Genomic DNA, 25,967 nt, shown 5'->3' with positions numbered 1-25,967 from the left:
CATCACGCGCTCGCCGCGAGTGGGCGGTTCGTCGCCACGTCGAACAGCGCCATGTCGAGGATGAGCTGGAGGAGGTCGTCGACTCCCTCGCCGGTCTTGCAGTTGGTGAAGAGGAACGGCTTTGGGCCGCGCATGATCTTGGAATCGCGCGCCATGACGTCGAGGCTCGCTCCGACATAGGGGGCGAGGTCCCGCTTGTTGATGACGAGGATGTCCGACTGGCAGACCCCGGCGCCGTTCTTGCGCGGGATCTTGTCGCCGGCGGCGACGTCGATCACGTAGATGTAGAAGTCCGCCAGTGCGGGACTGAACGTCAGAGTCAGGTTGTCGCCACCGGACTCGATCAGGATCACGTCGCTGTCGGGATACTTGTCTTCGAGTTCCTCGACCGCGGCGATGTTCATCGACGGATCTTCGCGCACCGCCGTGTGCGGGCAGGCTCCGGTCTCGACGCCGACGATCTTCTCCTCGATCAGCACGCCGTTGAGGGTGCGGCGCACCTGCTTGGCATCCTCGGTCGTGACGACGTCGTTGGTGATGATCAGCGGCTTGATGCCCCGCTCGATCAGGCGCGGCGTGATCGTCTCGATGATCGCGGTCTTGCCCGAGCCGACCGGGCCGCCGATGCCGATACGGGTGATCTTCTTCATCTCTATTTCCTTTGCCGCACTCGGACTGCCTCACGAAACGCCCGGTCACCGGCCGTTCTCGCTCTGGCGACGAGCGTGCGGCGGGCGTTTCGTGAGAGACACTCAGTTCATGAACAGACGCACATGGACCGTGGTGTGATGGGCGACGAGGACGTCGAAGACCGGCGCGAAGGCCGCCATCTCGTCGAGGGCGAGGTCGCGCACGGCCAAGTAATCGTCCTGAACACGCCCTTGGGCGGCGAACAGGATGCGCTGGGTCTCGAAATGGTCGATCCGCATCAGCCGCAGCGCGGCGCTCAGGATCATCGAGGCGATGCCGTACTGGTGGACGACGAAAGCCTCGCTCTCGTCGGCGCCGAGATGGGCGAGCGCGATCGCCTGGCCGATCGGCAGGCAGCCGGGGGTGGCGTCCGACCGAATCTCTGAAAGCCAGCGCGCCAGCATCGGCGAAGGGCTGATCTTGAGCGCCAGTTCGGCGAATTTTTTCCCCATCCGCGTCAGCATCAGTTGCTGCTCTTCGCCGACGCGGCGGCAGATCAGCTCCCGGTCGGCCGTGACGACACCGGAAAAGTCTTCCGCCAGGACGGCGCGGTGGGCGTGCAGCAGCGCGATGCCGTCCACCCGCGCCGCCTGGTGCAGAACGAGTTCGACGAAGGGCAGCAGGCTGTCCGCGTCGGTGACGATGCCCGTCTGCAGCGCGGATTCGAGCCCGTTGGAGAAGGCGAAGGCGCCGACCGGCAGGGTCGAATCCGAGAATTGCAGCAGACGCGCGAGATGCGCCATGCCGTGCGGTGCGAGACGGGCCCTCGGCTCACCGTGCCGCATCACGCCACCGGACCGTGTCGGTCGTGATGCTCGTGTCCGTGGTCGTGCCCGTGATCGTGCGGATGATCATGGGGCTCATGATGATCATGGCCGTGCGCCCCGCCGCGATCGCCGTGATGGTGGTGCGGGGTGGCGTCGGCGCCGGCAAACAGCAGCCGAACCTCCTTCGCGTCGAGCTTCGCCGCCACCTCCTCGCCCGGAGCGAAATGGGTCTTCACATGCGCGAAGGCGTGAGTGCGCATGACCGAGGCCATCACCTTCTGATCGACCGAGAGCGGCACGTAGACCGTCGATCCCTTGATCACCGCCGGCCAGTGCTGGTTGCCGAGGCCGTGCCCGAGTTCGAAGCAGGCGCGCAGGATCTCGTGCGGCGCGAGGCGCTCCAGCCCCTCCAACTCGATGACCAGCACCTCCTTGAGGGCGATCCGGGCAACGACGATGAGCTGACGCGTCGCGTCGTAGTGGAGCACGTCGCCGTCGTGCAGGTGCTCGGAGCGCGGCAGCGAGACCGCCAGCTCGATCCCGCTCTCGCTCGCCTTGCGCAGGCGGCTCTTGGGCGCCTCCCACTGCTCCAGAACCAGCGGATCGACCCGGGCCTGCCGCGCGCGCTCCTGCCAGACCGGATCGCTGAGATGACCGAGCTTGTGTTCGACGAGGATCATTCGTCTCTCCAAACCGGCCGTGCTCATGCACGGCGCAGGCGTTTCCCGGATTCGATCCCGAGCCGGATTGCGGCGTAGCCGACGATCAGGCTGGAGAGGCCGTAGAGGACCGCAAGACCGGCTTGGCCCGGCGCCACGGCCTCGGATAGGACGCCGTAGATGAAGCTCGAGAAGGTCGACATTCCGCCGGCAAAGCCGGTGCCGACCAAGAGCATGAACTCGTCCGAGACTTGACCGAGGCGATGAAGTCCGAAGGCCGCGCCGAGGCAGAACGAAGCGATGATGTTGGCGGTGAAGATATCGAGCGGAAAGGCGCCGCTCTGCTGAGGGATCAGCAGCATCAGGAATTCGCGCGTGATCGCGCCGCACCCACCACCGATGAAGACGAAGACGGCCTGCGCGCCCATGCGAGCTTCCATGACGAGCCCCTATGCTCGCGCCAGGGCCACGCCCGCCGCCGCGGCGCAGAGGCCGAGGCCGACGGAGGCGACGAGGTACAGGGCGGAGAGCGCGTGGCGATGCTCCATCGCCATCTGCACTGTGTCGAGCTGCATCGAGCTGAACGTCGTGTAGCCGCCGAGAAAGCCCGTCAGCACCAGGGACGACATCATGTCCCCGTGGCGTTGCTGCCAGCCGACGGCGAACGCGGCGGACAAGTAGGCGATCCCGAAGGCGCCCGTGACGTTGATGAGGAAGGTGCCGAACCTGAAGCGCGCCGGGATCGCGCGGTCGATGATCCCGCCGAGCTGCCAGCGCAGCAGCGAGCCGGCTCCGCCGCCGAGGCACACCCACATGATGTCGATCGGTCTCATCAACGCATGTACCGAGCTGTGGCGACGCAGGAGACGTCAGCTGAAGTAATGGAGCTGAGCGAGTGGCAGGTGGGCCGCGGGCTCGATCGTGGCGTGCTTGCCATCGACGGTCACCGCGAAGGTCTCCGGATTGACCTCGATGACAGGGAGCCGGTCGTTTCGAACCATCGACGCCTTGGTGATGGTGCGCGTGCCGTAGACGGGCACCACCTTGGACGTCAGCGCGTAGCGGTCCGCGATGCCGGCCTCGTAGCCGGCATGCGAGGTGAAGGTGACCCGGGTCTTGGCCACCGCCGGGCCCAGCCCGCCGAACATCGGACGGTAGACGACCGGCTGCGGCGTCGGCAGCGAGGCGTTGGGATCGCCCATGACCGCCCAGGAGATCATGCCGCCCTTGATCACCATCTTCGGCTTGGCGCCGAAAAAGGCCGGCTCCCAGAGGACGAGATCGGCCATCTTTCCGACCTCGACTGAGCCGATCACGTGTGAGACGCCCGCCACGATGGCGGGATTGATCGTCACCTTGGCCACGAAACGCAGGACGCGCTGGTTGTCGTTGCCGGAGGCGTCGCCCGGATAGGCGCCGAGCCGCGCCTTCATCAGGTGGGCCGTCTGCAGGGTGCGCGCCCAGTTCTCACCGACGCGGCCCATGGCCTGGCTGTCGCTCGACAGGATCGAGATCGCGCCGAGATCGTGCAGGACGTTTTCCGCCGCGATGGTCTCGGCCCGCACGCGGCTCTCGGCGAAGGCGACGTCGGTCGGGATCTTCGGGCTGAGGTTGTGGCAGACCATCACCATGTCGAACAATTCGGCCTGCGAGTTGATGCCGTAGGGCATGGTCGGGTTGGTCGAACTGGGGATGACGTTGGCGATGCCCGCCACGCGGATGATGTCCGGCGCGTGGCCGCCGCCCGCGCCCTCCGTGTGGTAGGTGTGGATCGTGCGCCCCTCGAAGGCGGCGATGGTGCTCTCGACGAAGCCCGCCTCGTTCAAGGTGTCCGTGTGGATGCAGACCTGGACGTCGTGATCGTCGGCGACGGTCAGCGCCATGCGGATCGCCGCCGGCGTGCTGCCCCAGTCCTCGTGAACCTTCAGCCCCATCGCGCCGGCGCGGATCTGCTCGTCGATCGGCAGCGGCGCCGAGCCGTTGCCCTTGCCGTGCACGCCCGCATTGACCGGCCATGCGTCGAAAGAGCGGAGCATCATCTCGATGTTCCAAGTGCCCGGCGTGATGGTGGTGCCGTCGGTGCCGTCGGTGGGACCGATACCGCCGCCGAACAGCGTCGTCACGCCGTTGCTGAGCGCGGCCTGCGCCTGCTGCGGCGAGATGAAGTGGACATGTGCGTCGATGCCGCCCGCGGTGAGAATGAGGTGCTCGCCGGAGATGGCGTCGGTGCCCAGTCCGAGCGCGAGGCCCCGCGTCACCCCTGACATCGTCGAGGGATTGCCGGCCTTCCCGATCCCGACGATCAGGCCGTTCTTGATGCCGAGATCGGCCTTGATGACGCCGAGGACCGCATCGACGATCGTGACGTTGGTGATGACGAGATCCGGCGCGCCCGCCGCGCTGGTCAGTTCGTTGTCGTACCCCATGCCGTCGCGCAGCGTCTTGCCCCCGCCATAGACGGCCTCCTCGCCGTAAACCCGAAGATCCTTCTCGATCTCGATGTAGAGATCCGTGTCCGCGAGCCTGATCCTGTCGCCTGCCGTGGGTCCGTACAAATCCGAATATTGCCGCCGCGAGAGTTTGGTCATCCCAGCGCTCCAGGTCCGACTGTCGAAGGGGCGAGATGGAGCATCGTCTTTTCCCGAAAGCCGGCAGCCACCTTTCGGGACGATGCTTGATCCTCTTGTTTTTGCATCGTCTGCTTCCGAAAGCCGGTAGCCACCTTTCGGGACGATGCTCTACGGCTTGTTCTTGAAGCCGTAGCGGTTCACGCGATCGAGCGCGTCCGTCAGCCGAGGGCGGTCATCGTCGTAGGTCTCGTCGCCGACCCAGCCGTTGACGAGGCCGTTGAAGCCGAGCACCCGCTGCTTGCCTTGATAGGGCACCAGCGAGATCTCCTTCTCGTCCCCCGGTTCGAACCGCAGGGCGGTCGTGGCCGGGATGTTGAGCCGCTTGCCGAACGCCTGCGCGCGATCGAATTCGAGCGAGGCATTCACTTCGAAGAAATGGTAGTGGGACCCGACCTGGATCGGCCGGTCACCGGTATTGCGGACCTTGAGCGTCGTCGTCGGGTAGCCGGCATTGATCTCGATGTCGCCGGAGCCGAAAACGATGCCTCCGACGGGCGCCTTCTTCTGGACAGGACTCATCGCGGCCTCTCCTCACGTCTCGGGCTTACTTGATGGGAGAATGCACGGTGACGAGGCGGGAGCCGTCCGTGAACACCGCCTCGACCTGGACGTAGGGAATCATCTCCGCGACGCCCTCCATCACGCTGTCGCGGGTGATGGCTTTGCCCGCGAGTTCCATCACCTCCTCCACCGTCTTGCCGGCCCGCGCGCCCTCCAGGGCCGCGACGGAGATGAGGGAGACGGTTTCGGGGTGGTTGAGCTTGAGACCCTGGTCCTTACGGCGCTGCGCTACCTGCGCGAGCATATAGATCAGCAGCTTGTCGGTTTCGCGCTGAGTGAAGTGCATAGGCAGCCTCCCGAGCGAATGCGGCCAGCCCAGGCAGCCAAGTGAGCGGCGGCCAGGAAATCTCTCTCTTTTCAACCTATAGCAGCAGCTTCTCTCACAAGGCCAGCCCCTTCGCAACACCGGCGATTACTTTCTCAATTGTTGGTTTTTTACATTCGATATCCTCGAGACAGCAGCTGGCCAGACTCCATTGCGTTGAAACCCGCATCTCGGACTGATTTCGGCATGCCGGCTATCGAGCCGACGATGCGCTGGACGAGCCGCGGACCACCGGATGGAAGTTGTATGCGGCTTCGATGCGAAGCGGCGCCTCACGGTGGGCGCGGCGCTCCCGCCGCGGATGACGTCAGGGTTGTAGGAGCGGCACCCCCATCGATGCGGCCACCGGGCAGCGGCCTGGACCGGATCGAAGCGGCATCAGCGTCAAGCCCCAGCTCCTGGCCCGGTGCGGTTACGGGCGCGAACTGATCGAGAACTCGCTCCCCTATGCTCTGCATGGGCAGACTGAATACGCTCTCGACCTCGGCGGACTGCGTTGTCGAATGGAGCTGCCCTTGAAGTAATCTGGGAAAGTTCTCGGCAGCGGCGACAGGGATAGGTTTTGCAGCCACTTGCTGCCGGAGCCACGATGACCACGCCGACGCCTCCCCTGTCGGGTCCCCGCATCCTCGTGGTCGAGGATGAGTACCTCGTCGCGGTCGAGATCAAGCGGTGGCTGCAGGAGGCCGGAGCCGAGGTGCCGGCCCCGTCCCGAGCGCGGAGCGGGCGCTGGCCCTCATCGAGAATGAACCGCTCGGTGCGGCCGTGCTCGGAGTCCAACTCAATGGCGAGCCGTCCTACATCTTCGCCTAACGCCTCACCGAGCGCGGCGTGCCCTACCTGTTCGCCACCGGGGAGGCCAGGATCGCGGAAGGCTCGGATTATCGCTCGCACACCGTTCCGGGTAAGCCCATCCTCGACATCGAACGGCGGCAAGCCGTGAGCCGGCTCATCGCCCACTGAACCGGAGGTTTCCCGCACGGACGGCTTCGAACATCCTTTCACCGGCCGGAAGCACACCGACCTGCGGCTTCGGGCGCGGTGATGCGAAGCCGCCGGTCGTGGGATGTGTCCGCGGCCCGAACGGGGCCGCGAATCTGCGGGTCGAAGGCCGGAGCGCGCGCAGGCGAGAAGAAGTCAGGACGGAACACCGCCCGCCTCTCGGCATCGCGCGAAGGCGCTGAGCGACACGCGCGCGACCTCCCGCAAGGCGTCGCGGTCGGCACCCGACGAGGCCAGGACGCCCATGCCGGACGCGATCGTCGAGAGAAAGCGCGCCAGCGCCGCCGGATCGGCCTCCGGCGCCAGATCGCCGTCCCGCTGGGCCTGCGCGAACCGTTCGCGCAGATCCGCCTCGGTCTGCGCCCGCCGGGATGCCAGTTCGAACGGGATGTTCTCAGAGCCTGCCCCGCAGGCGAGCCCCCCCTGGACCAGAAGGCAGCCGGGCGGGTTGGCAGGGTCGGTGTGGCTCTCGGCGATGCTGCTCAGGAACCGCTCGGCCACATCGCGGGCAGTCGCTCCCGCGAGCACGTGGCGCATGTGCTCGCAGCGCCGTTGCGCGTAGCGGTCGAGGGCGGCTTTCAGAAGCCCCTCCTTGCTGCCGAAGGCCGCGTACAGACTCGGCGCCTTGATGCCCATTGCCTTCGTCAGCATGGCGAGGCTCGCGCCGTCGTAGCCGTGGCGCCAGAACACCTCCATCGCCTCGTCGAGGGCCTTGTCCGTGTCGAAAGACCGGGGCCGCCCCATCACCATTGTCCGCGGGCTCCAAGTTTTGTATCGAGTGGTAGATAAGTCTCTTGACGTGCGGCGTCCATGCCGACATGTGTAGCGAACTCTACAGATGTCGGAGCCGCTCGTGCATCCTCAGCGTGGCACCTCCTTAGGCCGTTTTCTCCTCCGGCGCAGTGTCGGGGTCGGGCTCGCGCTCTCTCTGCTGGCGGGCGCCACCTGGCTCGCGGCGCCGGCATCGGTGCTGCGCTCCGCGCCGGCTCAGGCCGCGGCTCCGCCGGACGAGCCCTCAGTGCCGGCTGCGGTCGCCACGGTCGAGCCGCGCGACGTGATCCTCTGGGACGAGTTCTCGGGCCGCCTCGAAGCCGTCGACCGCATCGAGGTGCGGGCCCGCGTCGGAGGCGCGATTCAGGCCACGCATTTCGTGGAGGGTGAGTTGGTCAAACCCGGCGACCTTCTCGTGACCATCGATCCCGCCCCCTACGCCGCGGAGGTCCAGCGTCTTGAGGCCCAGGTGACGGGTGCCGAGGCGCGCGTCGCCCTGACGTCAAGTGACCTTGAGCGCGGGCAGCAATTGTCGGACCGGCACATCGTGACGGCGCGCGACCTCGACGTGCGCGCCAACGCCTTCAAGGAGGCGAAAGCGACCCTGGAGGGGGCGAAGGCAGCGCTGGCGGCGGCGCGCCTGAATCTCGACTACACGCAGGTGCGGGCGGCCGTGGGCGGCCGCGTCGGCCGCCGCGAGATCACGCCGGGCAACCTCGTGGCGACCGGTGCGGGCGCCGCCGTCCTGACGACCCTCGTCTCGGTCGATCCCGTCTATGCCAGCTTCGACGCCGACGAGACCGTCATCCTGAAAGCCCTGGCCTCGATCGCCGAGCCGTCGGGCGGGCGCGGCCGGCTCGCGCGGATCCCGGTCGAGATGATCACGGCCGACGGCAGGCGCGCCAAGGGGAGCCTGCAGTTCATCGACAACAAGGTCGATGCGCGCAGCGGCACGGTCCGCGTCCGCGCGACCTTCGCCAACGGCGACGGCCACCTGATCCCGGGCCAGTTCGCGCGGATGCGCCTCGGCCAAGCCGTTCCCGAATCTCTCCTGCTCGTCGATGAGCGCGCCATCGGCACGGACCAGGACAAGCGCTTCGTGCTCGTGGTGGGGGCGGACAGCCGAGCCGAGTTCCGGGCCGTCACCCTCGGCCGGGCCGTCGACAGCCTGCGCGTCGTAACCTCCGGCCTGTCCGGCGGCGAGCGCATCGTGGTCAACGGGCTGCAGCGCATCCGCCCCGGCACGCGCATCAGCCCCGAGCTGGTCCGGATGGGCGCCCGCCCGCAGGATCCCGCGCCGGGGACGGCCAAGCTCGCGCAGCGCTGAGAAGCTCACCGCTTCGACTCCATCGTCCGAGACCGCCCGGCGGCAACGGCCGCGACCGGCAGCCCTGACGGCTGCGCGGACGGTCGTCTCACGCCCCCTCCTCCGCATTCCTTCGCCCGTCTTCCCCAAGGGTCGGCATGAATCTCTCCAAATTCTTCATCGACCGGCCGATCTTCGCGGGCGTGCTCTCGGTGCTCATCTTCGTCGGTGGGCTGCTCTCGCTCTTCGCGATGCCGATCTCGGAATATCCGGACGTCGTGCCGCCCTCGGTCGTCGTCCGGGCGACCTTCCCAGGCGCCAACCCCAAGGTCATCATCGAGACCGTGGCGACGCCGATCGAGGAGCAGATCAACGGCGTCGAGGGCATGCTCTACATGTCGAGCCAAGCCACGACGGACGGGGTGATGGTGCTGACCGTCACCTTCCGGCTCGGCACCGATCCCGACAAGGCGCAGCAACTCGTCCAGAACCGCGTCTCGCAGGCCGAGCCCCGCCTGCCGGCGATCGTACGCCAACTCGGCATCGTCACGGTGAAGTCTTCGCCCGATCTGACCATGGTCGTGCATCTCGTCTCGCCCAACGGGCGCTACGACATGACCTATCTGCGCAACTACGCGGTGCTGAACATCAAGGACCGTCTCGCCCGACTCGACGGCGTCGGTCAGGTCCAGCTCTTCGGCTCCGGCGACTACGCCATGCGCATCTGGCTCGACCCGCAGAAGGTCGCTGAGCACGGCCTGTCGGCCGGCGACGTCGTGCGCGAGATCCAGGCCCAGAACGTCGAGGCGGCGGCCGGCGTCATCGGCGCCTCGCCGGCCGTGCCGGGCCTCGACCTGCAGCTGTCGCTCAACGCCGAGGGCCGCCTGAACAGCGAGGAGCAGTTCGGCGACATCGTCGTCAAGACGGGGCCGGACGGCGAGATCACGCGGCTGCGCGACCTCGCACGGATCGAACTCGGCGCCTCCGACTATGCGCTCCGCTCGCTTCTCGACAACAAGTCGGCGGTCGCGATCCCGATCTCGCAATCGCCGGGCTCGAACGCGATCCGGATCTCGGATCAGGTCCGCCAGACCATGGCCGAGATCAAGCGGACCATGCCGGAAGGGATCGACTACCAGATCGTCTACGACCCGACGCAGTTCGTGCGCGCCTCGATCGAGGCGGTGATTCACACGCTGCTGGAGGCGATCACCCTCGTCGTCCTCGTGGTGATCCTGTTCCTGCAGACGTGGCGGGCCTCGATCATCCCGCTGCTCGCCGTGCCGGTCTCCATCGTCGGCACCTTCGCGGTCATGCATGCCTTCGGCTTCTCCATCAACGCGCTGAGCCTGTTCGGCCTCGTGCTCGCCATCGGCATCGTCGTCGACGACGCCATCGTCGTGGTCGAGAACGTGGAGCGGAACATCGAAGCCGGGCTCTCGCCGCGCGACGCCAGCTATCAGGCCATGCGCGAGGTCTCGGGGCCGATCATCGCCATCGCCCTCGTTCTCGTCGCCGTGTTCGTTCCGCTCGCCTTCATCAGTGGGCTCACGGGCCAGTTCTATAAGCAGTTCGCCCTGACCATCGCGATCTCGACGGTGATCTCGGCGATCAACTCGCTGACCCTCTCGCCGGCCCTATCCGCGCTCCTGCTCAAGGATCATCACGCACCCAAGGACCGGCTGACCCGGATCCTCGACACGCTGCTCGGCTGGTTCTTCCGCCGGTTCAACCGGGCCTTCGGGCGGGCCTCGGACGGGTACGGACGCGGCGTCGGCGCTGTCATCTCGCGCAAAGGCGCGATGATGATCCTCTACGTCGGGCTCGTCGGCGTGACCGCGCTCCTGTTCCGCCAGATCCCCGGCGGCTTCGTGCCCGGCCAGGACAAGCAGTACCTCGTCGGCTTCGCGCAACTGCCGGACGGCGCGACCCTCGACCGGACCGAGGAGGTGATCCGCCGCATGAGCGAGATCGCCCTCAAGGAACCCGGCGTCGAGAGCGCCGTCGCCTTCCCCGGCCTGTCGATCAACGGCTTCACCAATTCCTCGAATTCTGGGATCGTGTTCTCGACGCTGAAGCCGTTCGAGGAGCGGAAAGGTCCCGGTTTGAGCGGGGCGGCGATCGCGCAGTCGCTCAACAGGAAATACGCCGCGATCCCCGAGGCGTTCATCGCGATGTTCCCGCCCCCGCCCGTCAACGGCCTCGGCACCATCGGCGGCTTCAAGCTGCAGATCGAGGATCGGGCCGGCCTCGGCTACGAGGCGCTCAACGAGGCCACCAAGGCCTTCATGGCCAAGGCGGCGCAGGCGCCGGAACTCGCGGGCCTGTTCTCCAGCTTCCAGATGAACGTGCCGCAGCTCTTCGCCGATCTCGACCGGACGAAGGCGCGCCAGCTGCGTATCCCCGTGACGGACGTATTCGACACGCTGCAGATCTATCTCGGCTCGCTCTACGTCAACGACTTCAACAAGTTCGGCCGCACCTACTCGGTCCGCGTCCAGGCCGACGCACCGTTCCGGGCGCGCTCCGACGATGTCGGACTGCTCAAGGTCCGCGCCGGCTCCGGCGAGATGGTGCCGCTCTCGGCCCTGCTGCGCGTGCGGCAGACCGCCGGACCGGAGCGGGCCATGCGCTACAACGGCTTCCTCTCCGCCGACATCAACGCCGGTGCGGCCCCCGGCTACTCGTCGGGGCAGGCCCAGGAAGCGGCGGCGCGCATCGCCGCCGAGACCCTGCCACGCGGCTTCGCCTTCGAGTGGACCGATCTAACCTACCAGGAATTCATCGCCGGCAATTCCGGGATCTGGGTCTTCCCGCTGGCCCTGCTGCTCGTCTTCCTCGTGCTGGCGGCGCAGTACGAGAGCCTCACTCTGCCGCTGGCCATCCTGCTGATCGTGCCGATGGGGCTGCTCGCGGCGATGTTCGGGGTCTGGGTATCGGCAGGCGACAACAACGTCTTCACGCAGATCGGCCTGATCGTCCTCGTCGGCCTCTCGGCCAAGAACGCCATCCTGATCGTGGAATTCGCCAGAGAACTGGAATTCGCCGGTCGCACGCCGCTCCAGGCGGCGATCGAGGCGAGTCGGCTGCGGCTGCGTCCGATCCTGATGACGTCGATGGCCTTCATCATGGGCGTCCTGCCGCTCGTGACCGCGACCGGGGCCGGATCGGAGATGCGCAACGCCATGGGCGTCGCGGTGTTCTCCGGCATGATCGGCGTCACCGCCTTCGGCCTGTTCCTGACGCCGGTCTTCTACGTGCTGCTGCGCCGCCTGACCGGCAACAGGCCGCTCAAGCAGCATGGCGGCGAGCCGCGGGAGGCGCATCCGGACGGCATGGCCCACGCCGCGTGACGAGCGGGATTTTTTTGAGCACCACGCGAGCGGCAGCGGACAAGGCTGGCGGCGCAGTCTTCAGCTTCACTCGCAACGATCGGAGGGCCGGCCGTTTCCGCTCCCGGGGCGTCAGTGCTGCGGACGTCCCGTAAAAGACACCTAGAAGCCGCTGCGAACGCGAAGATGCGTGTGGGTGTGGTTCGATGCGAACCCTTCCTCGTGCGAGTGCGCGGAGGTGTCCTGGACGACGGGAATGAGGTTGAGCGTGCCGTGCATGACGCCACGCTCGAGGAACAGCTTCTCTGCGTAGGACGACACGTCTCCGGCAGGACCGCGCATCAGCGTCACGTCGATCGATGTCGTATGATCGATCGGGATGGACAGGGAGGCGACCGCCTGATCGTGGCGGTCGAGCCGCCCCTGCGGCACGCGCGCCGCGAGGTTCCGCACCGACTGATCGATCGTGTAGCTGATGACGCCGAAGCACGGCGCGTCGGCCGGCGCTTCGGGACGCGCGGACAAGCCGCGCCGCACAAGATCGCGGATGGCTTCCGATCGGCTCCCCGCGCCCGTGCCGTCCATGTAGGCATCGAGCGCGGCGGCCAGCTCGTCATCGATGGCGATGGTCGTGCGCTGCATGGCGATCCTCCCCCCTGATCCGCGACGACGGAGGCTGTCCTGTCGTTGGCTTCCAGACAAGCGGCCGCGGCACTTCGCGTGAGGCTTGGGCGTACGGTCCGATCACCGCCGTCCGGGTGCGTCGTGCCCTCGGACAGATCGGCTGACCAGGGCCTTCCTTTCCCGCCTCAATCGCTCGACACGTCCGCGGCGGCGTCCGATCCGCCGACCTGCCTGTCGCTGCCGAGGGAGTAGACTTGGTAGGGTTTCCCGTCGGCGCCGGGCGAGCGGTAGAGATAGGGCTGCCCCCACGGATCGGTCAGGCCGCGGCTGTCGCGGATGTAGGGGCCCCGCCAAGCGGGCCCCGTCGGCTGGACGAGGCCCTGCAGGCCCTGCTGAGCCGTCGGGTAGGTGCCGTTGTCGAGATAGTAGAGTTCGACCGCCTGAGCGATGTTCTTGACCTGAATGCGCGCCGTCTCGCCCTTGGCGCGGCCGAGATAGCCGATCACCTGCGGCGTCACCATCGTGGCGATCATGCCGATGATCGCCAGCACGACGAGAAGTTCGACCAGCGAGAAACCGGCCTCGGCCGAACGAGCGCATGCGTCGTCGCGCTCCGAACCCTGCTCTGGGTGAGACATCGCCGCCGCCGTCCGCATCGTGAGAGGAGGGGTCGACGATGGGGCGCTAAGCCTAAGAATCCCCTGCGGGAGCCGGCGCACGAGGCGCTTCGGGCGGAGATTCACCGGAATTTTTTGATCTTTGTTATATTCCGCGTGCGACCTTCATGGGGCAGAACCGACGGGAACGAACCCGCGGCGGCTCCGGGGGCGTTTATGCGTCGGCCTGATGTCATCTCGAACCTCCGGCGCTCGGTCCCGACTCTGCTCGTCGTGCTCGCAGTTGTCCTGGACGCCGGTCACGGGGCTGCTGCGGCGGCATTGCCGGCCGCGCCCGAGACTCTTCTGAGCCTGCCGCTGCCGCCCATCCGGCTGCTCACAATCCTGGTCGGCCTCCACCTGCTCGGTCTGTGCTTCGGCCTCGGTGGGGCGACGATGCTCGACTTCTGGATCCTGCGCTGGATGCGCTGGGGCGGCCTGCCGAACGAGATCACCCGCACCTTCCTGTTCGTCAGCAAGGTGGTGACGGTCGGGCTGATCCTCCTGTGGGTCTCCGGCCTCGGCTTCCTGGCCGTCTACGCATTCGAGGCTCCCGAAAAACTCTCGAACCCGAAGATCGTCGCCAAGATCACGGTGGTCGCCGCGCTGACGGTGAACGGATGGCTGATCCATGCCTTCGTCCTGCCGGGCGTGCTGCGCGACGTGAGCCGGCCGATGTTCGACGGCGTGTCGCACCTGCGCACCGGGATCTTCCTGATCTCGGGGGCGGTCTCGGGCGTCTCGTGGTACACGGCCTTCGCGCTGGGCCTCATGCGCGAGCTGAACGGGCGCGTCGCGGCGAGCCTCCTGCTCGCGCTCTGGCTGGCCGCCATGGTCGCCGCCGGGCTCGCGGCCTACGCCTTCTGGCAGTTCCTGCGCCGGCGCAGTCTCGGCGCGCGGACCGGCGGCGGACCGGATAACGCCGAAGCGGAACCGGTGTCGGGCCTCCCGTTCTGGGGCATGCTGCGGCGCCGGATCGGCTCTCGTCTAAGCCGCGCGGGCGCGGGGGTCGCGTCGATGGCTGCCTCTCCGACCGTAGATCTGCACGACCGCGAAGGCGCGGAAGCGGTGGCGCCGCATCCGATGCGGGCGGTTCCGCTGGGCTTCACCTGCGCGCGCGAGAGCCGGATGGCCGCCCTCAAGGCGCGGCTGAGTTCGATCTGAGGCGCCATGGATCTCGGTGACCCGGCCGTCGCGGCGCTGCTGCCGCTGCCCCTCACCCTCGCGGTGAGCCTGATCGACCTGCGCCGCCGCATCATTCCCGACGGGCTGAACCTCGCCCTGCTCGTCCTCGGGGTCGGGTTTGCCGCGCTTACCGGTCCGGCGCTGGCGGCGGCCGGGGCGAGCCTGGTTCAGGCGGCGGGCGCGTTCCTGCTGCTCTGGGCCTTGCGCGCCGCCTACGCGCGCCTGCGCGGGCGGACGGGGCTCGGTCTCGGCGACGTGAAGTTCATCGCCGCCGCCACCGCCTGGACCGGCTTGGCCGGCCTGCCGCTGTTGCTCCTCGTCGCCAGCACCAGCGCGCTCGCGGCGCTCGCGCTGGCCGCGCTTGCGGGTCGGCGGGTGGATCTGGCCTTCCGCCTGCCCTTCGGACCGTTTCTGGCCCTCGGGCTGCACGCGACGCTGTGGACCGCCCCCCCCGGCTGAGGGCTTTCGCGGGTTCGGGCGCGCGACCGCGGTCCAGATCACTGCACGAGCTGGCCGACGCTCATGATCGCGCCCATGACCGAGATGATGAGGCCGCCGATCAGGCCGCCGATGGTCACGGTCACCAGCGGGGTGAGGAGCGCGAGCAGGCGGTCGATGCGCTGGCGCGTCTGGGTCTCGTGCATCTCGGCGGCGTGGAGGAGGACGGGGCCGAGGCGGTTCACCTGCTCGCCGCTGGCGATGAGGTTGAGGGTCGAGGGCGCGTGCGGCTTCAGGCTGGCGAGGCCCGAGGCGAGGCTTCCGCCCTCGGTCAGCCGGCGGCCGGCCTCGTCGAGGGCTTTGCAAAACACCCGGTTGCCGGCGAGCGGACGGGTGGCGGCGACCGCGTCCGGGATCGGCACCTCGGCGCAGAGCAGCGTGCCGAGCACCCGGCAGATACGCCCGAGTTCGATCCCCGCCACAATCTCGCGCACCAGCGGCAGGCGCAGCGCCAGCCGCCCGCGGGCGGCGGCGAAGCCGGGCTCGCGCCAGATCCGGGCAAGGCCGAGGCCGATGAGGGCGGCCCCGCCGAGCATCACCGGCCAGCCGGCGCTGATCCCGTCGCCGAGAGCTGCGGCGGCGCGGATGGCGAAGGGCGACGGGCGGCCGCTGCCCTCGAACAGCGGCGTCAGCGCGGGCACCAGCACGACGACGATCATCACCAGCGTCCCGACCGCCATCAGCACCAGCAGGGCCGGGTAGATCATCGCCGAGGTGAGATGGCGGCGCACCGCGTCGCGACGTTCGATCGAGCCGGTCAGCGAGGCGATCACCGCCTCGAGCGTGCCGGTCGCCTCGCCGTGGTGAGCGCGATCCTGGCCGGCGCGCTGCTGCAGGTCCGCTCCAGCGCGGCCCTGACGCAGGCGCGCGGACGGATCGTGCAGCTCCAGGGAATCGCCGACGGGATCACCCGTCTGATCGCCTACGATCTCGGCGTGCGGCGGACCTACCGCCTCGCCGGCCTCGACTTTCCCGAGGACGGCACCGTCGTGGCCTGCCCCCTCGACCGCAGCCGGACCGCCTTCGTGTCGCTGCAGGACCAGGGGCGCCTGATCGACCTGAACCGGACCCCGCGGCCGGCGCTGGAGGAAGCATTCCGCCTGCTCGGCGTGCCGGACCGGACGGTCCTCGCCGTCGCCGCCGAGATCGTCGACTACCGCGACGCCGACGACGTCCCCGAACCCACGGGCGGCGCCGAGCTGCCGCAGTACCGCGCGCGCGGTCTCCTCTGGGGGCCGCGCAACGCGCCCTTCGCCAGCGTCGACGAGATCGAGCGGCTGCCTTCGATGACGCCGGACGTCGCCGCGATCCTGAGGCCGGTGCTGACCGTCTACAACGAGGGCGGTCGCTTCGACCTCGCCGCCCTCGTCGCGCAGCGACGCCCCTCCCATCTCGACGCATCCTTGCGCCAGGCCCGGCCCGTCCCGTCGCCGCGCCAGTACTTTCGGATGTCGGTGGTCGTCGAAGAAGCCGGGACGCGCGCGGGACGCGCGGCGATCTACGCGCTCGGCGGCACGCGCACGGGAACGGACTTCCTGAGCTGGCAGCAGGCCTCGACCACCGTGACGACGGCTGTGACGTCCCCCCTCGGGCATCGGTCCTGCCCGACCGTCGCGACCGCCCTGAGAGCCGGCGGCACGGAGTGATGAGCTCAGGACTCCGCCGCACGGACGAGCCGGTGGCCGTCCGGGTCGCGCATCGTTCTGGCCGGTGCCCCGCTCCCGGCCAGGACGATGCGGGTGGCGGGCGGCGATCCGTCGGCGCAGGCTCCCCGGATCGGCCCCGGAGCGCGGTAGCAGAGAAGCTCCAGATGCGGCGGCGCGCCGCCCGGCGGCGCGAGGCCCGTCACCTCGACCACGGGATCGTCCACCGCGTCCATCCGGGCCTGCCCGTTCCCGTAATCGGACGGCGCGCGGTCGGCCTTCGTGGCACGGGCTCCCTCGGCTGCCTTGCGCTGGATCAAGGCACCCGTACCGGGCGGCGGCGAGGATGCCGCCATCGATCGGATGGGGACGCCTCGGGAGGCGAGAATGGCTTACGCGAACATCCTGGTCTCGGTCGATCTCGACGGGGCCGCCCCCGAACGCATCCGGCTCGCCGCCGGCATCGCGCGGCGCTTCGAGGCGACGCTCACAGGGGCCGCCGCCCGCAAGGTGCCGGCACCGGATTACGTGCGCGACATCGGCGAGATCGACGACGAGGAGCCGCACTTCGAGGAGAAGGCGCGCGCCGTGCTCGAACAGGCGCGGGATCTGTTCGAGCGCTCCGCCGATGCTCCGCTGCGCCGCGATTGGCGTGAGGCCCTGGCTGGCCCGATCACCCATCTCGTCGAGCAGGCACGGGCGGCCGACCTCCTCGTGGTGGGACGCCGCGGCCCCGACGACGCCCCGCTCGGCGCCCTCGGCGTTCCGCCCGGCCCCGTCCTGATGGAGGCTGCCCGCCCGGTCCTCGTGGTGCCCCCGCGCACCGAGCATCTCCGGGGCGCCCGAATCGTCGTGGCTTGGAAGGACGGCACGGAAGCGCGCCGGGCCGTCTCGGCCGCGCTTCCCTTCATCCGGGAGGCGGACCAGGTCTTCGTCGTCAGCACAGGCGAGGGCGCCCGCTACGAAGGGGCGGAAGATGTCGCCGGCCACCTCGCCCGCCACGGCGCTTCCGTGACAACGCACCTGCTGCGCACCGCCGTGAGTGACGGCGACGAACTCCTCCGCTTCGCCCTGAAACAGGAGGCCGACCTGATCGTGATGGGCGCCTACGGCCACACGCGCCTGCGCGAGTGGTTATTCGGCGGCGTCACCCGCGAGATGCTGCAACGCAGCCCCCTCCCCTGCCTGATGTGTCACTGATGCGCGTTCCGACCGCCCTCCCGATCCTGGCCCTCGTGCTGATCGCCCTGCCGGCCGCGGCCCCGGCCCTCGATGCCCGCGCCGCGCGCGGCGAGACCATCGCGCGGACGAACTGTGCTCGCTGCCACGCCATCGGGCGCATCGGCGCGAGCCCCTTGGCGGACGCGCCGCCGTTCCGTGACCTGCACCGCCGCTACCCGGTGACGGACCTTGCCGAGGCGTTGGCCGAGGGCATCACCACGGGGCACCCGACGATGCCGGAATTCCGGCTCGACCCCGACGAGGCGCAGGCCCTGATCGCCTATCTTCAGAGCCTCGAACGATGAGGCGTCTCAGCTCGCCGCAAGATGCTCGAGCCGCGCCGGATCGAGCAGGCGCACCCCGCCGGGCACGATGAGGATCGCCTTCTCCCTGTCGAGCCGGGTCAGCATCCGGCTCACGGTCTCGATGGTGAGGCCGAGATGGTCGGCGATGTCCTGCCGGCCCATCGGCAGTTCGACGGTGATGGAGTCATGTCCGATGCGGCCGTAGCGCGCGCGCAGGCCGAGCAGGAAGCTCGCCACCTTCTCCTCGGCGGTGCGGCGGCCGAGCAGCATCATGTGATCCTGTGCCAGCGTCAGCTCATGGCCGGCCCGCTCGTAGAGGCGCTGCAGCAGGTGCGGCGTTTGCGCGACGAGGCCGGCGAAGGCGCGCCTCTCGAACCGGCAGAGCGCCGTCGGCGCGAGCGCCTCCGCGGTGACGGTGAAGCGCTCGGGCAGAGCGAGGCCGAGGAAATCGCCGACCATGGCGAAGCCCATCACCTGCCGGCGACCGTCCGGCAGGAGCCGCGACAGGCGTAAACTCCCTTCGGTGACGTTGTAGACGGCACCCGCCCGGTCGTCCTGCTGGAACAAGGCCTGGCGCGGGTCGAGATGGACCTGCTGGCTCAGCGCCTCGAGACCGGCGAGTTCCTCACGCGTCAGGGCGGCGCAAACGCTGACGAGGCGGACCTTGCACGCTGCGCAACCGCTTTCCGGCCGGTCGAGCACGCAGGCATGCCCGGCTGAAATCGGCTCGACACCGGCACCCTCGGTCGAGCTTTGCATCGGAGACCTCCCGTCCGCGGCCCGCTCCAGCCGATTCAATAGCCTGTGCCTGCGCCGCTTGGGAAGTCGAAACCGGATAGGACCGAAACGCGCCGATGGTGAAGAACGATCAAGCTACCGCGTTACGGCGGTCAACGCCTGATCTTTTTGCCGGACAGCTCCTAGTTCATCGGACTTCTATTCTGATAGTTCGAGTGGTCTCGGCGGAATAAATAACTTGAGAGGTCACATACCGAGCCGGTATCCGCGGCAGCTCTGAGGCATCGCAAGCTCGAGACGGCGTGCATGACCGCATCGACGGCCGCCGATGGCCTTCTCAGCACGCGCAGCCGTCCCCCGATCTCAGGGCCGGAAGGGATTTCGATCGATCCGATCCTCGGATCCGGGTGCCGGCCTGCGTGAAGCGGCCGGCAACGGGCTTCGCGGACGCTCAATTTGTGGTGGCCCGCCGCGAATCCGATTGTCCTCGGAGAATACAGAGCGGATCTCCAGAGCGTTAAGGGGAGATTTCAGCCTTCAAGATACTGGGCAAGCAAGAACAGCAGCTCGACCGGCAAGCCGAACAACGCCGCCTTCCGATCGAAAGTGCGCCCGCCCTCTCTCCCCGGTGCCGGATTGCCCGAAATCGGCGTCACGCGCATGCCGGCGGGCGCGGGCCGGGGGAGGACGAGCGTTTCGGACCACCCTCGAAGAGGCACATCGGAGCGGCCAGCGCGCCCGCTCCGAGGGACTTCGACGCGGCAGCGCCGCACGGTCCCACCGCGTTCGAAGGCCTGTCGCCACGAACGGGCGCGATCCCGGATCGCGTCCCTCAATCCAGCCCAAGCGCGACCCGGCGCCCGGGGAGCCTGAGATCCGGGCGGTGGCTCGTCAGCACGACGATGCGGTCGTGCCAGCGCGCGAGCAGGCGCCCGAGGATGCGCGCGGCCTGATCGTCGCCGAGATGCTCCGCGGGCTCGTCGAGCAGGATGACGGGGGCCGGGCTCAGAAGCGCGCGGGCGAGGTTGAGGCGCTGCGCCTCGCCGAGGGAAAGGCTGCCCTCGGCGATCCAGGCATCGAGGCCGCCGGCGCCGATGCGGGCGTCGAGTTCGACGGCCTCCAGCGCCGTCCACAGATCCGCATCGGAAGCCGCGGGCGCGAAGAGGTTCTCGCGCACGGTGTCGGACAGGATCGCCGCATCGTGCAGGCTCAGATGCGTCAGCCCCCGCCGCTCCGCCGCCGGACGGGTGGTGCCGCCGATCCGGATCGTCTCGGCGGGCCGCTCCACGCTCCAGCCGGCGAGCGCCTTCAGCAGGGTGGTCTTTCCGCAGCCGCTGGCGCCGACGAGGGTCAGCAGCGTGCCGGGCACGATGGCAAGCTCCGGCGCCGGGCCGAGGTCGCGCCCGTCCGGCGCCCGCAGGCGAAGGCCGTGCAGGGTCAGGGCGCCGAGGGCCGGGCCGGGCCGCGGGTCTGGCTCCGCGGCGGCGCCATCCTCCATGGCGAGAGATTGGCGGGCGAGGCGGGCGCGGACGGAGCCGAGCAGCGCCCGCGGCAGGGAGAGGATCGGCTCCGCGAGCGCGAGCCAGGTGAAGGCCAGGAAGGCGGCGGGCAAGAGCCCGGTGCCGCGGGCGCCGGCGCTCCAGGCCGCGAGCAGCACGGCCAGGGCGATGGCGGGGCCGGCTAGCGCCAGCACGGCCTCGAACCGGGCGAGCGCCCGCCGTCCGCAGGCGGCTTCGCGCTCGGCATCGCGGAGCGGATCGAGAGCGATCCGCAGGGCCGGACCACGCCGCCCCTCGGCGTCGAGGGGCACCGCACCCGCCAGCGCGGCTCCGAGATCGGCGGCGGCGGTGCGCCGCGCGCGGCGTACCCATGCCTCGATGGCCGCGAGCCGCGTCAGCGCATGTCGGGCCACGAGGCCGCCCGTCAGCGCGAGCACCGCAACGGGAAGGAGTGCGAGCGGCGCCACGAGGGCCGTGGCGAGGACGAGACCGGCGAGCGCCGCGCCGGTCATGGCGAGGGGAAAGCCGACGCGCAGCCGGGCGTAGTCGATGTCGGCCACATCGTCGATGAAGTCGGCGAGCCGCTCCGGGCGTCCGAGCTGCCAGCCGGCGCCCCGGCTCTCCGGCGCCCGCGCCAGGGCCGCGAACAGGCCGGCGCGGCGGTGGACCTGATCGGTCAGCGCCGCGCGGTGACCCGCCATGCGCTCGCCGTAGCGCGCGCCCGTGCGCAGCAGCGCGAACAGGCGCACCAAAGCCGCGGGGTGATGGAAGTTGAAGGCGAAGGCCGCCGGCCCGGCGCCGGCCAGGGCCACTGCCGCCAGGAAGCTCACGGCGGTGCCGGCAAGCGCCAGGTTCGCGGCCAGCGCCAGCGCCGCGAGGGCGAACGCGAGACGCCAGGCGCGGGCCGAGCCGGCGGGGGACGTATCGGAGCGGGTGCGCATCACGCGGCCTGCCTCTCGGAAAGGGTGGCGCCGAGGGCGATGCGCCGGTCGGCGAGCGCCGCGAGGGCGGGATCGTGGGTCGCGACGATGACGAGGCGGGTGCGGGCGGCGCAGGCCAGGGCTTGGCGCACCCGCGCGGCGTTCTCGGGATCGAGCTTGGCGGTCGGCTCGTCGCAGAAGCCGGTGCCCGGCCGCAGCAGCAAGCGCGCGACGGCGACGCGGACCCGTTGGCCGCCGGAGAGGTTTTCCGCCCCCGCCCGCACGGTCGCGTCAAGTCCGCCCGGCCAGTGCGGATCGTGGCTCAGACCGAGCGAAGCGGCAACTTCCGCCACGGCCTCGGGTGTCGCGGGCGTGCCGTCCGCGATCGCCGCGCTGAGCGTGCCCGCCGGAATCGGCGCGTCGAGGGAGACCCAGGTCGCCGGAAGGCCCTGCCCCGGCAGGCGGACGGCGCCGGCAAGCGGCGCCTCGACGCCCGCGAGCACCCGCAGCAGGGTCGACTTTCCGGCTCCGCTCGGCCCGGTCAGTGCGATGAGGCCGGTCTCCGGCAGGTCGAAATCGGGAACGGGCCCGGTATGGGGCAGGACGAGGCCGCGGGCGCCCGGCGCCGTAGCCAAGCCGCGTTCGAGTGTCGTCCGGGCTTCCTCCGAAAAAACCCAGGCGAGCGCACTCGCCGCGGCCTCGCCCTCGGCCTTGGCGTGGTAGAGTTCGGCGTAGCGGCGGAACGGCAGGAAGTATTCGGGGGCGAGCAGCAGGATCAGCAGGCTCTGCCACAGCGCCAGACCCGCGAAGCCCGGCACCTCCGCGAGGCCGAGATGGCCGAGCCCGAGGAACACCGCCAGGATCGCGATGGCGAGCGAGGCGAAGAAATCGAGTACACCCGCATTGAGGAAGGCCACCGCCAGCACGCCCATGGTGCCGTCGGCATAGGCTTGAAGCCGCCGGTCGAGCTTGGCCGTCTCGCGGGGCAGGCCGTGTGCGGCGAGGATCGTCGGCAGCGTCCGCACCCGGTCGGCGAACTGGGTGGCGAGGCGCCCGAGCGCCGCCTCCTGCGCCACGGCCCGGTCGCGGATCATGCCGCCGACGAGGGCGAAGAACACGATCATCACCGGCGTCGCGAGGAGCAGCGCCAAAGCCGCCTGCCAGGACACCACCGCGACGCCACCCGCCGTCAGCACCGGCCCGAGCGCCATCATCCGCCGTGCCGTGGCGTGGCCGACGACGAGCCGGGCGAGCGCTCCCGGATGCCGCTGCAATCCGGCGATCACCGCGCCGCGCGGCAGGTCGGCAGCGGCACGGGCCGGCATGCCCGCAAGCCGCGCCTCAGCGGCATCGAGTAACGCGACGGCGACCTCCGCCTCCAGGGCGGCACTGCGCGCCTCGATCGCGCTTGCCAGGCCAGCGCCCGCGACGAGGCAGGCTCCGGCAAGGCCGAGCGCGAGCCCGTCGAGCCCTCCTGTCTCAATCAGCGTGCCCGCGAGCCGCGCCAGCGCCACGGCCAACCCGAGTGTCACGGCGCAGCGGAGGGCCTGGAGCCCGTGGATGCGCGAGAGGCCGACCCGTGCAGCCCGGCGAGCGAGCGTGAGCGCCGCCGGCTCGGCGACGGCGCGGCCGGAGCGGGCGCGGATTGATCGTCTGCGGGTCATGCCGCCTTGTGCGGCGGGGGCGGCGGGAGCGGCTTTGATCTGCGTCAAGGATGCAAAAGCGCGGCGGCGCGAGAGGCGGTGTCGGACAAGGAGCCTCCCATGACCGATCCGCTGCTCGTCGATCTGTCGCGCCTGCAATTCGCGCTGACGGCGATGTACCACTTCCTGTTCGTGCCACTGACGCTCGGACTGTCGATCCTCGTCGCCATGATGGAGACGGTCTACGTCATGACGCGCCGCAAGATCTGGCGCGACATGACCAAGTTCTGGGGCCTCCTGTTCGGGATCAACTTCGCGCTGGGTGTGGCCACCGGCCTGACCATGGAGTTCCAGTTCGGCATGAACTGGGCCTACTACTCGCACTATGTCGGCGACGTGTTCGGGGCGCCGCTCGCCATCGAGGGCCTGATGGCCTTCTTCCTGGAGGCGACCTTCGTCGGGCTGTTCTTCTTCGGCTGGGACAAGCTCACGGCGCTGAGCCACTGCATCGTCACGTGGCTGATGGCGCTCGGCACGAACTTCTCCGCACTCTGGATCCTGATCGCCAACGGCTGGATGCAGAACCCGGTCGGCTCAACGTTCAACCCCGACACGATGCGCATGGAGGTGACCGACTTCGCCGCCGTGATCTTCAATCCGGTGGCGCAGGCGAAGTTCGTTCACACGGTCTCGGCCGGCTATGTCTGCGGCGCGGTCTTCGTGCTCGGCGTCTCCGCCTTCTACATCCTGCGCGGGCGGCATCTCGAGCTCGCCAAGCGCTCCTTCGCCATCGCGGCGGCCTTTGGCCTGGCCTCGGCACTGAGCGTCGTCGTGCTCGGCGACGAGAGCGGCTACGCCGTCACCGACCACCAGAAGATGAAGCTCGCCGCCATGGAGGCGATGTGGCACACGGAGCCCGCTCCGGCCGCCTTCACCGCCGTCGGCATCCCGGATCTGGAGAGCCGTACCACCCGCTACGCGCTCCACATCCCCTACGCGATGGGCCTGATCGGCACCCGCTCGCTGACGACCGAAATCCCCGGCATCACCGAACTGGTCGCGCACGCCAAGGACCGCATCCGCAACGGGCTCGTCGCCTACGCGGCGCTGGAGCGGATCAAGGCCGACCGCACGGATGCAGAGGCCCGCGCCGAGTTCGCCCGGACGCAAGTCGATCTCGGATACGCGCAACTCCTCAAGCCGCTGATCGGCGATCCCCTGAAGGCGAATGAGGCCGACATCGACCGGGCGGCGTGGTCCACCGTGCCGCACGTGCCCTCGCTGTTCTTCACCTTCCGGGCGATGGTGGCCTGCGGCTTCCTGCTGATCGGCCTGTTCGGCGCCGCGCTCTGGTACACGGCCCGCGAGGCCGAGGCGCCGCGCTGGCTGTTCCGGGCCGCACTCTTCGCCCTGCCGCTGCCCTGGATCGCGATCGAGTTCGGCTGGTTCGTCGCCGAGTTCGGCCGCCAGCCCTGGATCATCGAGGGCGTGCTGCCGACCGCGCTCGCGACCTCCGAACTCGGCATCCCCTCGCTCCTCATCACCATCGCCGGCTTCACCCTCGTCTACGGCGTGCTCGCGGTGATCGAAGTGCAACTGATGCTGCGCGCCATCGCCAAGGGGCCCGAGACCCTGGCCGACGACCCGGCCGCGCTCTTCCCCGGCGCCGGCACGAACCGGAACGACGCCGGCCTCGTCGCCGCCGAATAGCCCTCGCCCCTTCGCCGGCCGACCCCGCCGTCGCGCCTGCCCTCGCCTGAGGAGTTCCCCTCCATGCTCGCTCTTCTCTCGGACTACGAAACACTGCGCCTCGTCTGGTGGGTGCTGCTCGGCGTGCTGCTGATCGGCTTCGCCCTTACCGACGGCTTCGATCTCGGCGTCGGCGCCCTGCTGCCCTTCGTCGGCCGCACCGACGTCGAGCGGCGGGTGGCGATCCACACCGTCTCCGCGACCTGGGAAGGCAACCAGGTCTGGCTGGTGCTCGGCGGCGGCGCGATTTTCGCCGCGTGGCCGGCGCTGTACGCGCTGAGCTTCTCCGGCTTCTACCTCGCGATGTTCCTGGTGCTGTTCGCCCTCATCCTGCGGCCGGTGGCGTTCAAGTACCGTTCGAAGCGGGAGAGCGCGGTCTGGCGCGCACGCTGGGACTGGGCTTTGTTCGTCGGCGGCGCGGTGCCGGCGCTGATCTTCGGCGTTGCCGTCGGCAACGTGCTCCAGGGCGTGCCCTTCCACTTCACCAGCGACCTTCGCCCGATCTACGGGGGTAGCCTTCTCGGCCTGCTCAACCCGCTGGCGCTGCTGTGCGGCCTCGTCTCGCTGGCGATGCTGGTGGCGCACGGTGCGGCGTGGCTCGCCTTCAAGGCCGAGGGACCGGTCGCCGAGCGCGCGCGCGCCATCGGACTCAAGGCATCACTCGCCACCGCCGCCCTGTTCGCCCTCGGCGGCCTCCTGATCTGGGCCGGCGCCTTCGGCGGCTACCGGGTGGTGACACCGCTCCCCGGCGACGGCCCGTCCAATCCGCTGACCAAGGCGGTCGTGGCGGATGCGGGCGCGTGGCTCGCAAACTTCTGGGCCCATCCGGCGCTCGCCCTGGTGCCGCTCTTCGGCATCGCCGGCCCGCTGCTGGCAGCTTTGGGCTTCCGCGCCCGGCACGAGGGGCTGACGTTCCTGGCCTCCAGCCTCGGCATCGCCTGCATCATCGCCACCGTTGGCCTGTCGATGTTCCCGGTCATCCTGCCCTCGAACACGCATCCGGGCCACGCGCTGACCGTGTTCGACGCCTCCTCCAGCCGGGCGACCCTGCGCAACATGCTGATCGCGACGGTGATCTTCCTGCCGATCATCCTTGCCTACACCGCCTGGGTCTACCGGGTGCTGTGGGGCAAGGTCTCGAATCGCGACATCACCGCGCCCGGCTCGGCCGCCTACTGACGATCCCGGCCCCGGCGCCGCCGGGGCTGGCTTCCCTGGCCCCTTGCTCTCGCATCAGGACACA

Annotated in this window: 27 protein-coding genes; 10 read left to right on the top strand and 17 right to left on the bottom strand. The window is 69.4% G+C overall.

Going from position 1 to position 25,967, the window contains the following annotated elements; all coding sequences use genetic code 11:
* Positions 1 to 2: 2 nt before the first annotated feature.
* The 8 genes from ureG to FHU13_RS25555 all read right to left on the bottom strand — a co-directional run bounded on the left by ureG (position 3) and on the right by FHU13_RS25555 (position 5,593).
* Positions 3 to 650: an urease accessory protein UreG gene (ureG, locus tag FHU13_RS25590; protein WP_183438640.1), complete on the bottom strand. Its 648-nt coding sequence runs from the start codon at positions 648 to 650 to the stop codon at positions 3 to 5.
* Between the two features lie 102 nt (positions 651 to 752).
* Complete coding sequence (locus FHU13_RS25585) at positions 753 to 1,475, bottom strand: urease accessory protein UreF (RefSeq protein ID WP_246714872.1); 723 nt, start codon at positions 1,473 to 1,475, stop codon at positions 753 to 755.
* Positions 1,475 to 2,137: an urease accessory protein UreE gene (gene ureE / locus FHU13_RS25580; protein ID WP_183438639.1), complete on the bottom strand. Its 663-nt coding sequence runs from the start codon at positions 2,135 to 2,137 to the stop codon at positions 1,475 to 1,477. Before ureE ends, FHU13_RS25585 begins: the two co-directional genes overlap by 1 nt.
* Before the next feature lie 23 nt (positions 2,138 to 2,160).
* Positions 2,161 to 2,544 carry a fluoride efflux transporter CrcB gene (gene crcB / locus FHU13_RS25575; protein WP_183438638.1) on the bottom strand — a complete coding sequence of 128 codons (384 nt, stop codon included), beginning with the start codon at positions 2,542 to 2,544 and terminating at the stop codon, positions 2,161 to 2,163.
* Between the two features lie 21 nt (positions 2,545 to 2,565).
* The gene (locus FHU13_RS25570) at positions 2,566 to 2,949 is read right to left on the bottom strand and encodes a CrcB family protein (protein WP_183438637.1); all 384 of its coding nucleotides are present in this window, start codon (positions 2,947 to 2,949) and stop codon (positions 2,566 to 2,568) included.
* Between the two features lie 36 nt (positions 2,950 to 2,985).
* Positions 2,986 to 4,704, bottom strand: coding sequence for an urease subunit alpha (locus FHU13_RS25565; RefSeq protein ID WP_183438636.1), 1,719 nt, complete (start codon positions 4,702 to 4,704; stop codon positions 2,986 to 2,988).
* A gap of 150 nt (positions 4,705 to 4,854) precedes the next feature.
* Entirely contained in the window at positions 4,855 to 5,265 is a 411-nt protein-coding gene (locus tag FHU13_RS25560) for an urease subunit beta (RefSeq protein ID WP_183438635.1), read from the bottom strand.
* 25 nt (positions 5,266 to 5,290) lie between these two features.
* A complete protein-coding gene (locus tag FHU13_RS25555) occupies positions 5,291 to 5,593 on the bottom strand; it encodes an urease subunit gamma (protein ID WP_183438634.1) in 303 nt (100 codons plus the stop codon).
* Between the two features lie 870 nt (positions 5,594 to 6,463).
* On the opposite strand from FHU13_RS25555, the gene FHU13_RS28320 reads away from it, so the two are divergent.
* A complete protein-coding gene (locus FHU13_RS28320) occupies positions 6,464 to 6,595 on the top strand; it encodes a hypothetical protein (RefSeq protein WP_281411666.1) in 132 nt (43 codons plus the stop codon).
* A 174-nt stretch (positions 6,596 to 6,769) separates the two neighbouring features.
* On the opposite strand, the gene FHU13_RS25545 is transcribed toward FHU13_RS28320, so the two are convergent.
* Positions 6,770 to 7,384 (bottom strand): TetR/AcrR family transcriptional regulator, encoded by a 615-nt coding sequence (locus tag FHU13_RS25545; protein WP_183438633.1) that lies wholly within the window; start codon positions 7,382 to 7,384, stop codon positions 6,770 to 6,772.
* Positions 7,385 to 7,472: 88 nt separating this feature from the next.
* On the opposite strand from FHU13_RS25545, the gene FHU13_RS25540 reads away from it, so the two are divergent.
* Both FHU13_RS25540 and FHU13_RS25535 read left to right on the top strand, forming a co-directional pair.
* Entirely contained in the window at positions 7,473 to 8,732 is a 1,260-nt protein-coding gene (locus tag FHU13_RS25540) for an efflux RND transporter periplasmic adaptor subunit (protein ID WP_183438632.1), read from the top strand.
* A 137-nt stretch (positions 8,733 to 8,869) separates the two neighbouring features.
* Complete coding sequence (locus FHU13_RS25535; protein WP_183438631.1) at positions 8,870 to 12,064, top strand: efflux RND transporter permease subunit; 3,195 nt, start codon at positions 8,870 to 8,872, stop codon at positions 12,062 to 12,064.
* A 141-nt stretch (positions 12,065 to 12,205) separates the two neighbouring features.
* Here the strand turns inward: FHU13_RS25535 and nikR are convergent, their stop codons facing one another.
* Positions 12,206 to 12,685 carry a nickel-responsive transcriptional regulator NikR gene (nikR, locus tag FHU13_RS25530; RefSeq protein WP_183438630.1) on the bottom strand — a complete coding sequence of 160 codons (480 nt, stop codon included), beginning with the start codon at positions 12,683 to 12,685 and terminating at the stop codon, positions 12,206 to 12,208.
* A 167-nt stretch (positions 12,686 to 12,852) separates the two neighbouring features.
* Positions 12,853 to 13,305, bottom strand: a complete 453-nt coding sequence (gspG, locus tag FHU13_RS25525; protein ID WP_183438629.1) for a type II secretion system major pseudopilin GspG — start codon at positions 13,303 to 13,305, stop codon at positions 12,853 to 12,855.
* A gap of 195 nt (positions 13,306 to 13,500) precedes the next feature.
* Between gspG and FHU13_RS25520 the strand changes: the two genes are divergently transcribed.
* Together FHU13_RS25520 and FHU13_RS25515 are read left to right on the top strand one after the other, a co-directional pair.
* Positions 13,501 to 14,487, top strand: a complete 987-nt coding sequence (locus tag FHU13_RS25520) for a hypothetical protein (protein ID WP_246714871.1) — start codon at positions 13,501 to 13,503, stop codon at positions 14,485 to 14,487.
* A gap of 6 nt (positions 14,488 to 14,493) precedes the next feature.
* The gene (locus tag FHU13_RS25515) at positions 14,494 to 14,967 is read left to right on the top strand and encodes a prepilin peptidase (protein WP_183438628.1); all 474 of its coding nucleotides are present in this window, start codon (positions 14,494 to 14,496) and stop codon (positions 14,965 to 14,967) included.
* Between the two features lie 38 nt (positions 14,968 to 15,005).
* Here FHU13_RS25515 and FHU13_RS25510 read toward each other — a convergent pair whose 3' ends face one another.
* Positions 15,006 to 15,779 carry a type II secretion system F family protein gene (locus FHU13_RS25510; RefSeq protein ID WP_312889649.1) on the bottom strand — a complete coding sequence of 258 codons (774 nt, stop codon included), beginning with the start codon at positions 15,777 to 15,779 and terminating at the stop codon, positions 15,006 to 15,008.
* On the opposite strand from FHU13_RS25510, the gene FHU13_RS25505 reads away from it, so the two are divergent.
* Positions 15,726 to 16,652: a type II secretion system protein GspK gene (locus tag FHU13_RS25505; protein ID WP_183438665.1), complete on the top strand. Its 927-nt coding sequence runs from the start codon at positions 15,726 to 15,728 to the stop codon at positions 16,650 to 16,652. The two genes, FHU13_RS25510 and FHU13_RS25505, sit on opposite strands and share 54 nt — an antisense overlap.
* A gap of 5 nt (positions 16,653 to 16,657) precedes the next feature.
* Here FHU13_RS25505 and FHU13_RS25500 read toward each other — a convergent pair whose 3' ends face one another.
* Positions 16,658 to 17,005, bottom strand: a complete 348-nt coding sequence (locus FHU13_RS25500; protein ID WP_183438627.1) for a hypothetical protein — start codon at positions 17,003 to 17,005, stop codon at positions 16,658 to 16,660.
* 31 nt (positions 17,006 to 17,036) lie between these two features.
* Between FHU13_RS25500 and FHU13_RS25495 the strand changes: the two genes are divergently transcribed.
* A complete protein-coding gene (locus FHU13_RS25495; protein ID WP_183438626.1) occupies positions 17,037 to 17,849 on the top strand; it encodes a universal stress protein in 813 nt (270 codons plus the stop codon).
* Entirely contained in the window at positions 17,849 to 18,175 is a 327-nt protein-coding gene (locus FHU13_RS25490) for a c-type cytochrome (RefSeq protein ID WP_183438625.1), read from the top strand. Before FHU13_RS25495 ends, FHU13_RS25490 begins: the two co-directional genes overlap by 1 nt.
* A 6-nt stretch (positions 18,176 to 18,181) precedes the next feature.
* On the opposite strand, the gene FHU13_RS25485 is transcribed toward FHU13_RS25490, so the two are convergent.
* The 4 genes from FHU13_RS25485 to FHU13_RS25475 form a co-directional block, all read right to left on the bottom strand.
* The gene (locus tag FHU13_RS25485; protein WP_183438624.1) at positions 18,182 to 18,934 is read right to left on the bottom strand and encodes a Crp/Fnr family transcriptional regulator; all 753 of its coding nucleotides are present in this window, start codon (positions 18,932 to 18,934) and stop codon (positions 18,182 to 18,184) included.
* A gap of 509 nt (positions 18,935 to 19,443) precedes the next feature.
* Complete coding sequence (locus FHU13_RS28315; protein WP_281411665.1) at positions 19,444 to 19,575, bottom strand: hypothetical protein; 132 nt, start codon at positions 19,573 to 19,575, stop codon at positions 19,444 to 19,446.
* A gap of 170 nt (positions 19,576 to 19,745) precedes the next feature.
* On the bottom strand, positions 19,746 to 21,353 hold the full coding sequence (locus FHU13_RS25480; protein WP_183438664.1) for an ATP-binding cassette domain-containing protein: 1,608 nt from the start codon (positions 21,351 to 21,353) through the stop codon (positions 19,746 to 19,748).
* Positions 21,353 to 22,996, bottom strand: a complete 1,644-nt coding sequence (locus tag FHU13_RS25475) for an ATP-binding cassette domain-containing protein (RefSeq protein ID WP_183438623.1) — start codon at positions 22,994 to 22,996, stop codon at positions 21,353 to 21,355. The genes FHU13_RS25480 and FHU13_RS25475 overlap by 1 nt, the downstream gene beginning before the upstream one ends.
* Positions 22,997 to 23,095: 99 nt before the next feature.
* On the opposite strand from FHU13_RS25475, the gene FHU13_RS25470 reads away from it, so the two are divergent.
* Both FHU13_RS25470 and cydB read left to right on the top strand, forming a co-directional pair.
* Positions 23,096 to 24,685, top strand: coding sequence for a cytochrome ubiquinol oxidase subunit I (locus FHU13_RS25470; protein ID WP_183438622.1), 1,590 nt, complete (start codon positions 23,096 to 23,098; stop codon positions 24,683 to 24,685).
* 63 nt (positions 24,686 to 24,748) lie between these two features.
* The gene (gene cydB, locus FHU13_RS25465) at positions 24,749 to 25,903 is read left to right on the top strand and encodes a cytochrome d ubiquinol oxidase subunit II (RefSeq protein ID WP_183438621.1); all 1,155 of its coding nucleotides are present in this window, start codon (positions 24,749 to 24,751) and stop codon (positions 25,901 to 25,903) included.
* Positions 25,904 to 25,967: the final 64 nt, after the last annotated feature.

It is taken from the genome of Methylobacterium sp. R2-1, from assembly GCF_014191355.1.
Lineage (GTDB): Bacteria > Pseudomonadota > Alphaproteobacteria > Rhizobiales > Beijerinckiaceae > Methylobacterium.
This window is presented reverse-complemented; position numbering and strand designations above follow the sequence as displayed.

What these genes read in the sequence shown, in the direction of transcription:
- ureG (WP_183438640.1), bottom strand. Translation starts at nt 650, where the DNA reads ATGAAGAAGATCACCCGTATCGGCATCGGCGGCCCGGTCGGCTCGGGC.
- FHU13_RS25585 (WP_246714872.1), bottom strand. Translation starts at nt 1,475, where the DNA reads ATGCGGCACGGTGAGCCGAGGGCCCGTCTCGCACCGCACGGCATGGCG.
- ureE (WP_183438639.1), bottom strand. Translation starts at nt 2,137, where the DNA reads ATGATCCTCGTCGAACACAAGCTCGGTCATCTCAGCGATCCGGTCTGG.
- crcB (WP_183438638.1), bottom strand. Translation starts at nt 2,544, where the DNA reads ATGGGCGCGCAGGCCGTCTTCGTCTTCATCGGTGGTGGGTGCGGCGCG.
- FHU13_RS25570 (WP_183438637.1), bottom strand. Translation starts at nt 2,949, where the DNA reads ATGAGACCGATCGACATCATGTGGGTGTGCCTCGGCGGCGGAGCCGGC.
- FHU13_RS25565 (WP_183438636.1), bottom strand. Translation starts at nt 4,704, where the DNA reads ATGACCAAACTCTCGCGGCGGCAATATTCGGATTTGTACGGACCCACG.
- FHU13_RS25560 (WP_183438635.1), bottom strand. Translation starts at nt 5,265, where the DNA reads ATGAGTCCTGTCCAGAAGAAGGCGCCCGTCGGAGGCATCGTTTTCGGC.
- FHU13_RS25555 (WP_183438634.1), bottom strand. Translation starts at nt 5,593, where the DNA reads ATGCACTTCACTCAGCGCGAAACCGACAAGCTGCTGATCTATATGCTC.
- FHU13_RS25545 (WP_183438633.1), bottom strand. Translation starts at nt 7,384, where the DNA reads ATGGTGATGGGGCGGCCCCGGTCTTTCGACACGGACAAGGCCCTCGAC.
- FHU13_RS25540 (WP_183438632.1), top strand. Translation starts at nt 7,473, where the DNA reads ATGTCGGAGCCGCTCGTGCATCCTCAGCGTGGCACCTCCTTAGGCCGT.
- FHU13_RS25535 (WP_183438631.1), top strand. Translation starts at nt 8,870, where the DNA reads ATGAATCTCTCCAAATTCTTCATCGACCGGCCGATCTTCGCGGGCGTG.
- nikR (WP_183438630.1), bottom strand. Translation starts at nt 12,685, where the DNA reads ATGCAGCGCACGACCATCGCCATCGATGACGAGCTGGCCGCCGCGCTC.
- gspG (WP_183438629.1), bottom strand. Translation starts at nt 13,305, where the DNA reads ATGTCTCACCCAGAGCAGGGTTCGGAGCGCGACGACGCATGCGCTCGT.
- FHU13_RS25520 (WP_246714871.1), top strand. Translation starts at nt 13,501, where the DNA reads ATGCGTCGGCCTGATGTCATCTCGAACCTCCGGCGCTCGGTCCCGACT.
- FHU13_RS25515 (WP_183438628.1), top strand. Translation starts at nt 14,494, where the DNA reads ATGGATCTCGGTGACCCGGCCGTCGCGGCGCTGCTGCCGCTGCCCCTC.
- FHU13_RS25505 (WP_183438665.1), top strand. Translation starts at nt 15,726, where the DNA reads ATGGCGGCGCACCGCGTCGCGACGTTCGATCGAGCCGGTCAGCGAGGC.
- FHU13_RS25500 (WP_183438627.1), bottom strand. Translation starts at nt 17,005, where the DNA reads ATGGCGGCATCCTCGCCGCCGCCCGGTACGGGTGCCTTGATCCAGCGC.
- FHU13_RS25495 (WP_183438626.1), top strand. Translation starts at nt 17,037, where the DNA reads ATGGCTTACGCGAACATCCTGGTCTCGGTCGATCTCGACGGGGCCGCC.
- FHU13_RS25490 (WP_183438625.1), top strand. Translation starts at nt 17,849, where the DNA reads ATGCGCGTTCCGACCGCCCTCCCGATCCTGGCCCTCGTGCTGATCGCC.
- FHU13_RS25485 (WP_183438624.1), bottom strand. Translation starts at nt 18,934, where the DNA reads ATGCAAAGCTCGACCGAGGGTGCCGGTGTCGAGCCGATTTCAGCCGGG.
- FHU13_RS28315 (WP_281411665.1), bottom strand. Translation starts at nt 19,575, where the DNA reads ATGCGCGTGACGCCGATTTCGGGCAATCCGGCACCGGGGAGAGAGGGC.
- FHU13_RS25480 (WP_183438664.1), bottom strand. Translation starts at nt 21,353, where the DNA reads ATGCGCACCCGCTCCGATACGTCCCCCGCCGGCTCGGCCCGCGCCTGG.
- FHU13_RS25475 (WP_183438623.1), bottom strand. Translation starts at nt 22,996, where the DNA reads ATGACCCGCAGACGATCAATCCGCGCCCGCTCCGGCCGCGCCGTCGCC.
- FHU13_RS25470 (WP_183438622.1), top strand. Translation starts at nt 23,096, where the DNA reads ATGACCGATCCGCTGCTCGTCGATCTGTCGCGCCTGCAATTCGCGCTG.
- cydB (WP_183438621.1), top strand. Translation starts at nt 24,749, where the DNA reads ATGCTCGCTCTTCTCTCGGACTACGAAACACTGCGCCTCGTCTGGTGG.